Raw genomic sequence first — 13,192 nt, 5'->3', positions numbered from 1 at the left:
TCTGATCAGAGTATTATCATGTCCAGTTCTTTCTGAATATAGAAATACCCAGCAAAAAACGTTTTCAAGTAAGTCTTACTTGTTTATACTTGACAACATAATATTCGGATTGTAGACTATAAAGATGTAAAGGTAATTCACTTAACAAAGGAGTGATACGGCATGATGCTTGAAAAAACGACTAGGCTTAATTACTTGTTTGATTTTTATCAATCACTATTAACGCCTAAGCAAAAAAGCTATATGTCGTTATATTACTTGGATGATTACTCCCTGGGTGAAATTGCGGAAGAATATAATGTGAGTAGACAAGCTGTTTACGATAACATTAAGCGAACTGAAGCAATGCTGGAGCAATATGAAGAAAAGCTATTATTATTTCAAAAATTTCTAAAGCGACAAGAGCTAATGAGTAAATTACGAGAGCATACTGCAGGTACCAAAAACAGTATGGAAGTTGATGCATTGCTTAGCGAACTTGAGAAATTAGATTAGGAGGCGGCATTATGGCATTTGAAGGATTAGCCGACCGACTGCAAAATACGATGGCGAAAATTCGCGGTAAAGGAAAAGTTTCCGAAGCGGATGTAAAAGAAATGATGAGAGAGGTTCGTCTTGCCCTGCTAGAGGCTGATGTTAACTTCAAAGTCGTAAAAGACTTCATTAAACGTGTAAGTGAACGCGCTGTTGGTCAAGAGGTTATGAAAAGCTTAACACCTGGTCAACAAGTCATTAAGGTTGTTAAAGAAGAACTTACCGAGTTAATGGGGGGAGAGCAAAGCAAAATTGCTGTGTCAACTCGTCCTCCTACAGTCATTATGATGGTTGGTTTACAAGGTGCTGGTAAAACAACTACCTCTGGAAAACTAGCTAACCTATTACGAAAAAAGTACAATCGTAAGCCGTTGTTAGTTGCTGCTGACATTTATCGTCCCGCTGCAATTAAACAGTTGCAAACGTTAGGCAAACAGTTAGATATGCCTGTTTTTTCGTTAGGTGATGAAGTTAGTCCAGTAGAAATAGCAACAAAGGCCCTTGAACACGCGAAGGAAGAGCACCTTGATTATGTCATTATTGATACTGCGGGTAGACTTCATATCGATGAAACATTAATGGAGGAACTTGAGCAGGTTAAAGCGATCGCAAAACCGGATGAAATATTCCTTGTCGTCGATGCTATGACTGGTCAAGATGCAGTAAACGTCGCAAAAAGCTTCAATGATCAACTAGGCTTAACAGGTGTTGTGTTAACAAAACTTGATGGTGATACTCGAGGTGGGGCAGCATTATCAATCCGCTCTGTCACAGAGACACCTATTAAATTTGTCGGTCTTGGAGAAAAGCTTGATGCCTTAGAAGCGTTTCATCCAGAACGGATGGCTTCGAGAATTCTCGGCATGGGCGATGTTCTTACGTTAATTGAAAAGGCCCAGTCAAATGTCGATGCTGAAAAAGCGAAAGAGCTTGAGCAAAAAATGCGAACAGCTTCTTTTACCTTTGACGATTTTCTTGAACAATTAGGCCAGGTTCGTAATATGGGGCCATTGGAAGACTTATTAGGCATGCTTCCCGGAGCGAACAAAATGAAAGGCCTTAAAAATGTTCAAGTCGATGAAAAGCAAATAAGTCATGTTGAGGCAATCATTCGCTCAATGACAAAGGCTGAAAAGCAAAATCCTGAAATCATGAATGCTTCAAGAAAAAAGAGAATTGCGAAAGGAAGCGGAACGTCTGTACAAGAAATCAACCGTCTCTTAAAGCAATTTGAAGATATGAAAAAAATGATGAAGCAAATGACGAACATGACAAAAGGAAAGAAAAAAGGCTTTAAATTTCCGTTTATGTAAAAAGAAAAACGGAAGCGATCTAGAAAAAAATAGTTGTAAAGCTATTATTTTAAAGGAATTTTCTTCTGACAAGAAAAAAACCTTTACATCTAATCATTTATTTGATAATATACTATCTTGTTGAAACATTTTCGGAGGTGCTTTATAAAATGGCAGTTAAAATTCGTTTAAAACGTATGGGAGCAAAAAAATCTCCTTTTTATCGTATTGTAGTAGCAGATTCTCGTTCACCACGTGATGGACGTTTTATCGAGGTTGTTGGAACATACAATCCTGTTGCACAACCAGCAGAAGTTAAAATCAATGAAGAATTAGCATTAAAATGGATGCAAAATGGTGCTAAACCTTCTGATACAGTTCGTAACTTGTTTTCAAAAGAAGGCATTATGGAGAAATTCCATAACGCAAAATTAAGCAAGTAATGACTGTTCAAGAGATGAAAGAGTTAATCGAAGCAATTGTTAAGCCACTTGTTGATTCACCTGATGAGATTGAAATAACTGAAATCGAATCAGATAATCAAATTACTTATCGCCTATCTATTGATAAGCAAGATATAGGCAAAGTAATTGGTAAACAAGGCCGTATAGCAAAAGCAATTCGAACTGTTGTTTATGCAGCAGGATCTAATTCATCTAAAAGAATTCAACTTGAAATCAATGACAAAAAAGGGTGAGGATGGTCCTCCCCCTTTTTTGTATTTATCCTGTACATTTAAACATGTAATCTAAAATTTTTATAATTCATCTGATAGAACTGATTAACGGTAGATACCTCTACTAAAAAGCTCTTAATTTTACGTGTATCATTATCTTTCATAATATATTAAAAAGTTCTTATAAGTATGAAGCTCTTATAGGGGAGGAACACTAATGAATATACTCCGCCAAGTCTATGTAAAACAGGTAATTACTGAGACAAGTAAGCAAACGTTAATCACACAATTCTCAAATAAAAAGGTCTTTTTAGAGCAAGAATGTGATCGATTATACTTTGAATATAAAAAGGTTGAAAAAACGAACAAACAGCTTGCTATACAATATTTAAAGGAAATTGAAAAAAGACGTGAGAAAATAAAGCTAGTAGAGTTTCAACTGCAGCAAGTACATACGTTACCACTTGGAAGTGAATTGAAGGAAAAGGAAGTAGAGGCAATCTTTGAGGTGAAGGTTGGGGATAATTGGGATGAATTAATGAAAGAAAAAACGATTGTTATAAAAGATGGCATAGTAGAACAAATACGTCTGAGGTGAAAAATAAATGAGCGAAAAATGGTTTAATGTCGGAAAAATCGTTAATACCCATGGGATTAGAGGGGAAGTTCGTGTTATTTCTAAGACAGATTTCGCGGATGAAAGATATCAACCTGGTAATACATTATATATTTTTAAAGAAGGCTCACAAGAACCAATAAAGGTCGTAGTTGAAAGTCACCGAGTTCATAAAAACTTTGACTTACTAACCTTTGAGGGAATGCACTCGATTCAAGATGTCGAACAATTTAAAGGCTCATTATTAAAGGTTGATGAAAATCAATTATCGGAATTAGATGAGGGAGAATATTATTTCCACGAAATCATTGGTTGTAATGTGTTTACTGACAATGGTGAAGAAATTGGAACTATTCGCGAGATCCTTGCTACTGGAGCGAATGACGTTTGGGTTGTAAAGAGAAAAGTGGGGAAGGATTTACTAATTCCTTATATTGATGAAATTGTCAAAGAGATTGATATAGATGAGAAAAAAATAATTATCACGCCAATGGAAGGGTTATTGGACTAATGAAAATAGACTTTTTAACACTTTTTCCAGAAATGTTTCATGGTGTATTAAATGAATCCATTTTAAAGAAGGCGCAAGAAAAGGAAGCTGTCTCTTTTCGAGTTATTAATTTTCGGGAGTATTCGGAGCATAAACACCATACAGTTGATGATTACCCATATGGTGGTGGGGCTGGAATGGTACTTAAACCTCAACCTATCTTTGATGCAGTTGAGGAAATTAAGAAGCAATCAGCATCTAACCCGAAAATCATTCTCGTTTGTCCTCAAGGTGAGAGATATACACAACGAAAAGCAGAGCAATTAGCGAAGGAAGATCATTTGCTTTTTATTTGTGGTCATTATGAAGGATATGATGAAAGAATTCGGGAGCATCTCGTAACGGATGAAATTTCTATCGGTGACTTTGTTTTAACAGGTGGAGAACTTGCTTCAATGGTCATTGCGGATAGTGTTGTTCGATTATTGCCTGGAGTTCTAGGGAATGTCGATTCTCCTGTTTTAGATTCTTATAGTTCTGGATTGCTAGAGCATCCCCATTATACAAGACCTGCTGATTTTCGTGGGATGAAGGTGCCGGAAGTGCTCTTATCAGGAAATCATAAGCGTATTGAGGAATGGAGAGAGCTTGAGTCGCTAAGGAGAACCTATACAAGAAGACCTGATTTATTAGAAACATATCCATTAACCGAAAGACAAAAGTCAATTATTAAACAGTGGAAAAATGAGAACTAGCTATTGTTTTCATTTTGCCTATATGGTATTATAAATCTTGTGACTTGCTAACATACCTTGTTTAGCAGTCTGTAAAACGATGTTCCGCTGCAATTAATAGATATTGGAATGAGCATCTGTTGGAAGGAGTTGAAAACGATGCAAAAACTAATTGAAGAAATCACAAAAGAACAATTAAAAACTGATTTACCTTCTTTCCGTCCTGGTGATACAGTACGTGTACACGTTAAAGTTGTTGAGGGTACTCGTGAGCGTATTCAGGTATTCGAAGGTGTTGTGATTAAGCGTCGTGGTGGTGGAATTAGCGAAACTTTCACAGTCCGTAAGATTTCTTATGGTGTTGGTGTTGAGCGTACTTTCCCTGTACACACACCAAAAATCGCGAAATTAGAAGTAATGCGTCGCGGTAAAGTTCGCCGTGCGAAACTTTATTACCTACGTAAATTACGTGGTAAAGCTGCACGTATTAAAGAAATTCGATAAGATTGCTTAGTGTATACTAAGTCTCATATATGGGTCAGTAGCAAGCTGCTGTCCGTATAATGAAAAGGAGCTTGTTTTCTAACAAGCTCCTTTTTCATCTCATAATCCTCGTCATTCAAATTTCAATAAAATATACGTATATAGACTAATGGTGTAATGAAGAAAAGGAAGATTGCAGCGTAAGGGAATAGTAAACGTAAATATGGTTGTATTTTCATGATTAGAGTGGGTGGTTAAATGACAAAAAAGAAAAATGAACTTCTTGAATGGCTAAAAGCATTACTTATTGCTATTGCTTTCGCTGCCGTCATAAGGTACTTCTTTTTTGCGCCGATTGTTGTAGATGGAATCTCTATGATGCCAACTTTACATACACAGGATAGAATGATCGTTAATAAATTTTCCTATAAGATTGGTGAACCGAAGCGGTTTGACATTGTTGTTTTTCATGCAACAGTTGATAAAGATTATATTAAAAGAGTCATTGGTTTGCCGGGAGATAAGGTTGAATACATAGATGATACGTTATATATCAATGGTGAAAAATATGAGGAGCCATATCTTGATAAGTACAAGGAGCAATTGATTGATGGTCCTTTAACAGAGCCGTTTGATTTAGAAAGCATCATCGGTCAATCAACGGTTCCAGAAGGCCACATTTTCGTCATGGGGGACAATCGTAGACAAAGTAAAGACAGCCGCCATATTGGTGTTGTTCCTATAAGTGAAGTTATGGGGAAAGCGAGTCTCGTTTACTGGCCGATTTCAAACTTCCGATTTGAATAAAAGAAAGAAGGTGTAAAGAATGACAATCCAATGGTTTCCCGGACATATGGCTAAGGCGAGAAGACAGGTTACCGAAAAAATAAAATTAATTGATATCGTTTTTGAACTTGTCGACGCAAGAATACCGATGTCATCAAGAAATCCAATGATTGATGAAATTATTTCATCAAAGCCACGGATCGTTTTATTGAATAAAGCAGATAAAGCAGATGCAGCCATTACAAAGCAATGGCTAGAGTACTTTAATGATAAGGATATTCCTGCGATTGCAATTGATGCACAAACAGGAACAGGACTAAAACAAATTACAACACTTTCGAAAGAACTGCTAAAAGCTAAATTCGATAAGATGGCTGAAAAAGGAATAAAGCCTCGTGCAATACGTGCCCTCATTATCGGTATTCCGAATGTTGGAAAATCCACATTAATAAATAGACTTGCTAAGAAAAATATAACGAAAACTGGAGACAGACCTGGAGTAACGACTGCCCAACAATGGGTCAAGGTCGGAAAAGAGCTTGAATTATTAGATACTCCTGGAATACTTTGGCCGAAATTTGAAGATCAACTCGTAGGTTTTAAACTTGCAACTACTGGGGCGATTAAGGATACAATTTTAAATCTTCAGGAAATAACGGTGTTTGCTCTAAACTTTTTGAAGGACCATTATCCAAACAGATTAAAGGAAAGGTATTCAATTGATGAGATACCGGACGATATTGTCGATCTGTTTGATGAAATAGGGAAAAAGCGTGGGTGTGTTATTTCAGGTGGTCAAATCGATTATGATAAAACATCTGAATTGGTTCTTAGAGAAATCCGAACTGATAAATTAGGAAGATTATCGTTTGAAATCCCGGAAAATTTCCAAGAAGAGTAGAAATTATGTAGGCTAAGGCTCGCGAGCGTAAATACTGGCGAGCCTTATTTATGTAAACTTTTTAGTAAAAGGCTATGTTAGAGGGCTAATGTTATCGTTTTATTCACTTTGTTCATTCGAGCGGATATATGAGACTTCTACATAAAGATGTGTGTTAATAGGTGAGCCCATAGTAGCTTAAGCTGTAGAGGCGCTACAAGCTACAGAAATCAACAGCCAGGTGTAAGAGAGCATAGTAAAAAGAAGAATTACCTTTATATATGGCAAAAGCTGCCGATAATACATATAGAGAGGGAAACATGAAGGTGTGAAATGATGCAATTAACGACAAAGGAAATCCAGAACAGGTTAGCAAACACAACAACTATTGACGATCCTTTTTTAGAGGAATGTAAGGCTGATTCCAGAAAAGGTGTCCAACAACTTGTCCAAAAATGGTTAAAAAACTATGAACAGGAAAAACGTTTACAGCAACAGTTTTATCAAATGCAAAAATATGAACGGATTGCTTGGGAAAAGGGCTATCATTTTATTGCAGGAATTGATGAGGTTGGGAGAGGACCGTTGGCAGGCCCAGTAGTTGCAGCAGCAGTCATTTTAAATAAGGAATGCTATTTACCAGGATTGACAGATTCCAAAAAGCTTACAAAGGCAGCAAGGGAAAAATACTTTGATTTAATCAAGGAAAATGCTGTAGCAATTGGGATCGGTATTGTTTCAGCGAAGATAATTGATGAAATAAATATATATGAAGCTACGAAACTAGCAATGAAACAAGCGATTGGAAATTTGGACATTGCCCCTGACTATTTATTAATAGATGCAATGAAACTAGATGTACCTATCGAGCAAGAATCAATTATAAAAGGGGACGCAGCAAGTATTTCAATTGCGGCTAGTTCGGTTATCGCGAAGGTAACTAGAGATAAAATGATGATGGAGCTAGCAGAGGAATATCATCAATATGGCTTTGACAAACATATGGGATATGGGACACAAACACATCTAGAAGCATTGAAACTCCACGGTGTAACAGATCATCATCGAAAAAGCTTTGCCCCAATAAAAGAGTTGGTCAAAGCAAACGTATAGTAAAATTGAGAGGGATAGGGACATGGAGCAAACAACTGGATTATCGAATCTAATAAGACAGACTTTTTCTAATTTAAAAAATTCCCAACCTCAACTGACATTAAAGGAAAATCAGGTGGTATTAGGTCAAGTGCAAAAGCTATTCCCTGAGCAAAAAGCACTTATACAAATCGGCCAAGCAACACTTGTTGCTCAACTAGAAACAGCGATCAAAGGTAATGAAAGCTATTGGTTTACTGTAAAAGGCACAGAACATACAGGGCTCAAGTTAAAGGTTATGAAACAGGTAGAAGGTTTACTTACTAATAAAATCGATACTGCGAAAGATTTACTGGAAGTATTTCAGTTGAAAAATACAAAGCAAAATCTAGCATTAACTAGGGAAATTTTAAAAGAAAATATCCCTATTACAAAGGAACAATTAGTAGCAGCAACAGATGTATTAAAAAATACGCCTAATACAATGTCATCCCAAGCGATTCATGCGATTGTTTTTGCCTTGAAGCAGAATTACCCAATATCAAATGAAATCATAAAATCATTAATGAGTATTCAAACTAGTACACCGCTAGTACAGCAAATTGATAAGGTGCTTCAATTAATACAAGCAGAAAATAATCAGTCTGGTGCAATAAAACAATTATATAATGTATTGTCAAATCTAACCGAAAATCAAACCGATCATTTTGACAAAAAGCTACTAGATTTAATGAAGAATCCCGAACAATTAAATGGTCACACACTTTCTAGCAAAGAGGTTCTGAATTTAAAAGAGCTGCACGTAAAATTAACGATGAGTAACGATGAGCAAATAAAAAGCATGCTCAAACAAGCGTTACAGCAAAATGAATATGGAATTGAAAAACCACAAATAGAGCAAGCTAGTTCATTACCTATTAAAGAGAATCAAAAATTAACGATGAGTAATCTCGAGCAAATAAAAACTTTACTCAATCAGTTAGTCCAACAAAACGAGCAGCCATTAAATAAAACGGGGTTAACCCAGCCTAGTAGTGCAATTCAGTTTAAGGAAAATCAACTGCTGTTAAGCCAGGATGAAATCATGCTTATTCGTAAATTAGCAGCTAATGTCCCCCTTTTGTCTGCGAAGGAAAATGTTTTGGATTTATTTAAAACATTAGATACCAAAATTGGATTACAAGATGAAGTGAAATTATGGGATCAGTTAATGAAAGGAAAAGAAGAGCTAGAAGGTTTATTATCACTGAAAAACAGTCTAATAGCTGCTAGGAATGAAATTGTTTCAACGTTAGCTCGGGAAGAGGTAGACCAATTGATTCATAGGTTTAATGGGCAAACGTTAATTCAGCAAGATAATGGTCCGACTCAACAGTTTATTAGCCAATACCCTCTTTTTTTACCTCACCATCAAACAGACCTGACAATTCAATGGGACGGAAAAAAACGAGAGGATGGTAGTATAGATCCTGCATTTTGCCGGATTATATTTTTCTTAAGTTTGCCAAGGTTAAAAGATGTCATGATTGATGTGCAAATACAAAATAGAGTGATGAATATCTCAATCCTCAATAATAATGCAGTATTGGCAGTACTAGTTGCTAGTAAAAGTGAAGAATTAAAACAAACGTTAGAAACGATGAATTACCGAATTTCATCAATTGCAGTTAAACCCTTTGAAAAAGAAAATAAGGTCAATATTGCTAACCAAGTACAAACAATAAAATCCTCACCATTCTATCAAGGAGTTGATTTGAAAATATGATGAGCAGAGAAGGGGGGAAGCCTAAAAAAGCGATCGCGTTAAAATATGAACCTACTAAAGAGGAAGCACCAAGAGTCATTGCAAAGGGGAAAGGGCATTTTGCAGAAGACATTCTTGAGGCAGCTAAAAAGAATAACGTTCATATACAAGAGGATCCGGCTCTTATAGAGCTTCTTTCAACGTTGGAAATTCATCAACAAATTCCTGAAGAATTATATGAAGCGGTAGCAGAAATATTTGCCTTCATTTATAAATTAGACAAAAGTCTGTAGGGGGAGTTTGCTTCCCCTAATATCTCCAAATGCTCGAAACTTCTCTTTTTAATCCTCAAAAGAATAACTCTTCAAAAATACCTTTTTTGAAAAAATAAAATTAATATTTAATAAAGGATTTTACTATTTTAAATTGAACGCTAGACAAGGCATAAAAGATTAATATAAAATGAAAGCGCAGTATATTTTTTATTCTTGCAAATTGTTAGGAGGATGGCAAATGAATATCCATGAGTACCAAGGGAAAGAACTCCTACGTAAATACGGAGTTTCTGTACCAAATGGACGAGTGGCTTTTTCTGTAGATGAAGCAGTTGAAGCTGCAAAAGAACTTGGAACAGAAGTAGTGGTAGTGAAGGCTCAAATCCATGCAGGTGGACGCGGAAAAGCTGGTGGGGTAAAAGTTGCTAAAAACCTTGATGAAGTTCGTACATATGCTGAAGAAATTCTCGGTAAAACGTTAGTGACACACCAAACAGGTCCTGAAGGGAAAGAAGTTAAACGCTTACTTATCGAAGAGGGCTGTGACATTAAAAAAGAATATTATGTTGGGCTTGTCTTAGACCGTGCTACATCACGTGTTGTTCTTATGGCTTCTGAAGAAGGCGGAACAGAAATTGAGGAAGTAGCCGAAAAGACACCAGAAAAAATCTTTAAAGAAGTTATTGATCCAGCTGTTGGTCTACAAGGCTATCAAGCTAGAAGAATTGCATTTAATATTAATATTCCGAAAGAATTAGTCGGAAAAGCAGCTAAGTTTATGATGGGCTTATACCAGGTTTTTGTAGAAAAGGATTGTTCAATCGCTGAAATCAATCCTTTAGTAGTTACTGGTGATGGCAATGTAATGGCACTTGATGCAAAATTAAATTTTGATTCAAATGCATTATATCGAAATAAAGATATTGTTGAATATCGTGATTTAGAAGAAGAGGATCCAAAGGAAATTGAAGCATCGAAATATGATTTAAGCTATATATCATTAGATGGCAATATCGGCTGTATGGTTAATGGAGCAGGTCTTGCGATGTCTACTATGGATATTATTAAGTACTATGGCGGCGAACCTGCAAACTTCCTTGATGTTGGGGGCGGTGCAACGGCAGAAAAGGTAACTGAAGCATTTAAAATTATCCTTTCTGACCAAAACGTAAAAGGGATTTTCGTCAACATCTTTGGTGGCATTATGAAATGTGATGTTATTGCAGAAGGTGTTGTTGAGGCAACAAAACAGGTTGGTCTGGAAATTCCGCTTGTTGTACGTCTTGAAGGAACAAATGTTGAATTAGGTAAGAAAATTTTAAATGAATCTGGTTTAAATATTACTTCTGCAGAGTCAATGGCTGACGGTGCACAAAAAATCGTTTCATTAGTAGGGTAAGAAAGGCAGGGGACAAACATGAGTGTATTTATTAATAAAGATACAAAAGTAATCGTACAAGGGATCACTGGTTCAACAGCACTTTTTCATACGAAACAAATGCTAGAATACGGTACGAAGATTGTCGGTGGTGTAACTCCTGGTAAAGGTGGAACAGAAGTAGAAGGTGTTCCAGTATTTAACACTGTTCAAGAAGCGGTTAAAGCTACAGGAGCTAATGCCTCTGTTATTTATGTACCTGCTCCTTTCGCTGCTGATGCGATTATGGAAGGTGTAGATGCAGAATTAGATTTAGTTATTTGTATTACTGAGCATATTCCTGTCATGGATATGGTAAAAGTGAAGCGTTATATGGAAGGGAAAAAGACTCGTCTAGTAGGACCAAACTGTCCAGGGGTTATTACACCTGAAGAATGTAAAATCGGCATTATGCCTGGATATATTCATAAAAAAGGACATGTTGGGGTTGTATCCCGTTCTGGAACACTTACTTATGAAGCTGTTCACCAATTATCACAAGCTGGCATCGGTCAATCGACTGCTGTAGGAATCGGTGGTGACCCTGTTAATGGCACGAACTTCATCGATGTATTAAAAGCGTTTAATGAAGATGATGATACATATGCTGTTATCATGATTGGTGAAATTGGAGGTACAGCGGAAGAAGAGGCTGCTGAATGGGTGAAAGCAAATATGACAAAGCCTGTTGTCGGCTTCATCGGCGGGCAAACAGCACCTCCAGGAAAACGTATGGGCCATGCAGGGGCCATTATTTCTGGTGGTAAAGGAACAGCTGAAGAGAAAATTAAAACAATGAATGCTTGTGGCATTAAAGTAGCGGAAACTCCATCAGTTATGGGAGAAACGTTGATTTCTGTTCTTGAAGAGCAAGGTTTATTGGAAAAATGTAAAACACATTAATTTCTACTATATAAAAGGACAGGTTGATAGCCTGTCTTTTTTTGAATGTTATTAAGCCATATTTGAAGTAGGAGTGAATAGGAAAACTCATTAAAGCTGTGACATAGAAAACGGTATATAATTGCCAATTCTTGACTCTAATAATGATAGTGAATGAAACCGAAATTAACGGAGGACAAGCATGGATGTAAAAACAAAAAGGTTATTTATATTATCGCATTGCAAAAGGATAAATAAACAATTACTTTCTCGTTTAAGCACCCAGGACTCAAGCTTCCATTCTTTTTTAATGCTTAACGAAGATGAATGGGAAATGAAGTTTCATATAAAAAAAGAGACGATTCGTTTAATAAAACAAGAATATCGTTCATATTCGTTTGAAGAGCTGTATACAACCTATCAAAAACAAAATATATCTTTTCTACCTATTTTTGATGAAAAATATCCTTCATTATTAAAAGAAATTCCAGACCCACCTCCATATTTATATTATAAAGGCGATATACGTCTATTGGACACACTTTATCTCCTTAGCGTTGTAGGAACAAGGCATCCAACTAATTACGGCCAGAAGGCGCTTGAAACCGTCTTAAAGCCACTTATAAATATGAACTGGGTAATCGTAAGTGGATTAGCGAAAGGAATTGATACGTTTGCTCACGAAGCAGCAATCGCTCATGGTGGTAGAACAGTTGCTGTGATTGCAGGAGGATTAAATCACCTTTATCCTCGGGAAAATAGGCCATTAGCAAACCAATTGATGGAACATCATCTTATCCTCTCTGAACATTCTCCTTCAACACCTCCACAGAAATGGCATTTTCCAAAGAGAAACCGTATTATTAGTGGATTATCGTTGGGAACGTTAATTGTACAAGCGAAGAAGCGGAGCGGCTCGTTAATTACTGCTTATCAAGCATTAGAACAAAATCGAGAAGTTTTTGCGATACCAGGCTCGATTTTTGACGATTTTAGTGCTGGGACAAATGAACTAATTCGCAATGGTGCAAAATTAGTCATGGATGCAAATGATATCTTAGAAGAATTCTATTTAAAATGATGGAAAGATGGAATAAAGCTCTGTATTTCGAAAAATAAACCCAATTGAACAAACAGTTAGTCTCCAACATTTAAAATAAGAAAGGAAAAAGTGGAGGGGAGAAACAGCATTGTGAAAAGAAATAAGCCAAATGCTGCGTTGATACCATTAAAATTTTTATTGACAAAGCGCAAAATGTGACTAAATGAAGAGAGCAATTCGAATAAATAT

The 13,192-nt window shown here is 36.3% G+C and carries 16 protein-coding genes; all 16 read left to right on the top strand.

The features are described 5' to 3' along the window. Positions 1–162 precede the first annotated feature (162 nt). The 16 genes from ACTJJ9_RS08545 to dprA all read left to right on the top strand — a co-directional run bounded on the left by ACTJJ9_RS08545 (position 163) and on the right by dprA (position 12,982). Positions 163–495, top strand: coding sequence for a putative DNA-binding protein (locus tag ACTJJ9_RS08545; RefSeq protein WP_095298279.1), 333 nt, complete (start codon positions 163–165; stop codon positions 493–495). Positions 496–506: 11 nt separating this feature from the next. Continuing rightward, positions 507–1,847: a signal recognition particle protein gene (gene ffh / locus ACTJJ9_RS08540; protein WP_145580919.1), complete on the top strand. Its 1,341-nt coding sequence runs from the start codon at positions 507–509 to the stop codon at positions 1,845–1,847. A gap of 149 nt (positions 1,848–1,996) precedes the next feature. Further along, on the top strand, positions 1,997–2,269 hold the full coding sequence (gene rpsP, locus ACTJJ9_RS08535) for a 30S ribosomal protein S16 (RefSeq protein WP_095298275.1): 273 nt from the start codon (positions 1,997–1,999) through the stop codon (positions 2,267–2,269). A 14-nt stretch (positions 2,270–2,283) separates the two neighbouring features. Then, positions 2,284–2,523 carry a KH domain-containing protein gene (locus ACTJJ9_RS08530; RefSeq protein WP_095298306.1) on the top strand — a complete coding sequence of 80 codons (240 nt, stop codon included), beginning with the start codon at positions 2,284–2,286 and terminating at the stop codon, positions 2,521–2,523. Positions 2,524–2,719: 196 nt separating this feature from the next. Continuing rightward, positions 2,720–3,100, top strand: coding sequence for a YlqD family protein (locus ACTJJ9_RS08525; RefSeq protein WP_145580920.1), 381 nt, complete (start codon positions 2,720–2,722; stop codon positions 3,098–3,100). 7 nt (positions 3,101–3,107) lie between these two features. Further along, the gene (gene rimM, locus ACTJJ9_RS08520) at positions 3,108–3,629 is read left to right on the top strand and encodes a ribosome maturation factor RimM (protein WP_145580921.1); all 522 of its coding nucleotides are present in this window, start codon (positions 3,108–3,110) and stop codon (positions 3,627–3,629) included. Beyond that, positions 3,629–4,363 (top strand): tRNA (guanosine(37)-N1)-methyltransferase TrmD, encoded by a 735-nt coding sequence (gene trmD, locus ACTJJ9_RS08515; protein WP_095298270.1) that lies wholly within the window; start codon positions 3,629–3,631, stop codon positions 4,361–4,363. The genes rimM and trmD overlap by 1 nt, the downstream gene beginning before the upstream one ends. A gap of 138 nt (positions 4,364–4,501) precedes the next feature. Next, positions 4,502–4,846 carry a 50S ribosomal protein L19 gene (gene rplS / locus ACTJJ9_RS08510; protein ID WP_095298269.1) on the top strand — a complete coding sequence of 115 codons (345 nt, stop codon included), beginning with the start codon at positions 4,502–4,504 and terminating at the stop codon, positions 4,844–4,846. Between the two features lie 237 nt (positions 4,847–5,083). Continuing rightward, entirely contained in the window at positions 5,084–5,632 is a 549-nt protein-coding gene (lepB, locus tag ACTJJ9_RS08505) for a signal peptidase I (protein ID WP_095298267.1), read from the top strand. Between the two features lie 19 nt (positions 5,633–5,651). Further along, entirely contained in the window at positions 5,652–6,512 is an 861-nt protein-coding gene (gene ylqF / locus ACTJJ9_RS08500) for a ribosome biogenesis GTPase YlqF (protein ID WP_095298265.1), read from the top strand. A 312-nt stretch (positions 6,513–6,824) separates the two neighbouring features. Further along, positions 6,825–7,604, top strand: coding sequence for a ribonuclease HII (locus tag ACTJJ9_RS08495; RefSeq protein ID WP_145580922.1), 780 nt, complete (start codon positions 6,825–6,827; stop codon positions 7,602–7,604). Between the two features lie 22 nt (positions 7,605–7,626). After that, positions 7,627–9,348 carry a hypothetical protein gene (locus ACTJJ9_RS08490; protein ID WP_145580923.1) on the top strand — a complete coding sequence of 574 codons (1,722 nt, stop codon included), beginning with the start codon at positions 7,627–7,629 and terminating at the stop codon, positions 9,346–9,348. Next, on the top strand, positions 9,345–9,620 hold the full coding sequence (locus ACTJJ9_RS08485) for an EscU/YscU/HrcU family type III secretion system export apparatus switch protein (protein ID WP_440768585.1): 276 nt from the start codon (positions 9,345–9,347) through the stop codon (positions 9,618–9,620). Before ACTJJ9_RS08490 ends, ACTJJ9_RS08485 begins: the two co-directional genes overlap by 4 nt. Before the next feature lie 220 nt (positions 9,621–9,840). Beyond that, positions 9,841–11,001 (top strand): ADP-forming succinate--CoA ligase subunit beta, encoded by a 1,161-nt coding sequence (gene sucC / locus ACTJJ9_RS08480; RefSeq protein WP_095298259.1) that lies wholly within the window; start codon positions 9,841–9,843, stop codon positions 10,999–11,001. Between the two features lie 18 nt (positions 11,002–11,019). After that, the gene (gene sucD / locus ACTJJ9_RS08475; protein ID WP_095298257.1) at positions 11,020–11,922 is read left to right on the top strand and encodes a succinate--CoA ligase subunit alpha; all 903 of its coding nucleotides are present in this window, start codon (positions 11,020–11,022) and stop codon (positions 11,920–11,922) included. A gap of 181 nt (positions 11,923–12,103) precedes the next feature. Continuing rightward, positions 12,104–12,982: a DNA-processing protein DprA gene (gene dprA, locus ACTJJ9_RS08470; RefSeq protein WP_145580924.1), complete on the top strand. Its 879-nt coding sequence runs from the start codon at positions 12,104–12,106 to the stop codon at positions 12,980–12,982. The last annotated feature ends 210 nt before the right edge of the window (positions 12,983–13,192 follow it).

Origin of the sequence: Metabacillus sp. 22489, from assembly GCF_052044855.1 — a bacterium.
Lineage (GTDB): Bacteria > Bacillota > Bacilli > Bacillales > Bacillaceae > Metabacillus > Metabacillus niabensis.
The sequence above is the reverse complement of the archived record's forward strand: the minus strand, read 5'-3'. Positions and strand labels throughout refer to the sequence as shown.

Excerpts from the sequence above, each read along its gene's own strand:
- ACTJJ9_RS08545 (WP_095298279.1), top strand. The coding sequence starts at position 163 with ATGATGCTTGAAAAAACGACTAGGCTTAATTACTTGTTTGATTTTTAT.
- ffh (WP_145580919.1), top strand. The coding sequence starts at position 507 with ATGGCATTTGAAGGATTAGCCGACCGACTGCAAAATACGATGGCGAAA.
- rpsP (WP_095298275.1), top strand. The coding sequence starts at position 1,997 with ATGGCAGTTAAAATTCGTTTAAAACGTATGGGAGCAAAAAAATCTCCT.
- ACTJJ9_RS08530 (WP_095298306.1), top strand. The coding sequence starts at position 2,284 with ATGAAAGAGTTAATCGAAGCAATTGTTAAGCCACTTGTTGATTCACCT.
- ACTJJ9_RS08525 (WP_145580920.1), top strand. The coding sequence starts at position 2,720 with ATGAATATACTCCGCCAAGTCTATGTAAAACAGGTAATTACTGAGACA.
- rimM (WP_145580921.1), top strand. The coding sequence starts at position 3,108 with ATGAGCGAAAAATGGTTTAATGTCGGAAAAATCGTTAATACCCATGGG.
- trmD (WP_095298270.1), top strand. The coding sequence starts at position 3,629 with ATGAAAATAGACTTTTTAACACTTTTTCCAGAAATGTTTCATGGTGTA.
- rplS (WP_095298269.1), top strand. The coding sequence starts at position 4,502 with ATGCAAAAACTAATTGAAGAAATCACAAAAGAACAATTAAAAACTGAT.
- lepB (WP_095298267.1), top strand. The coding sequence starts at position 5,084 with ATGACAAAAAAGAAAAATGAACTTCTTGAATGGCTAAAAGCATTACTT.
- ylqF (WP_095298265.1), top strand. The coding sequence starts at position 5,652 with ATGACAATCCAATGGTTTCCCGGACATATGGCTAAGGCGAGAAGACAG.
- ACTJJ9_RS08495 (WP_145580922.1), top strand. The coding sequence starts at position 6,825 with ATGATGCAATTAACGACAAAGGAAATCCAGAACAGGTTAGCAAACACA.
- ACTJJ9_RS08490 (WP_145580923.1), top strand. The coding sequence starts at position 7,627 with ATGGAGCAAACAACTGGATTATCGAATCTAATAAGACAGACTTTTTCT.
- ACTJJ9_RS08485 (WP_440768585.1), top strand. The coding sequence starts at position 9,345 with ATGATGAGCAGAGAAGGGGGGAAGCCTAAAAAAGCGATCGCGTTAAAA.
- sucC (WP_095298259.1), top strand. The coding sequence starts at position 9,841 with ATGAATATCCATGAGTACCAAGGGAAAGAACTCCTACGTAAATACGGA.
- sucD (WP_095298257.1), top strand. The coding sequence starts at position 11,020 with ATGAGTGTATTTATTAATAAAGATACAAAAGTAATCGTACAAGGGATC.
- dprA (WP_145580924.1), top strand. The coding sequence starts at position 12,104 with ATGGATGTAAAAACAAAAAGGTTATTTATATTATCGCATTGCAAAAGG.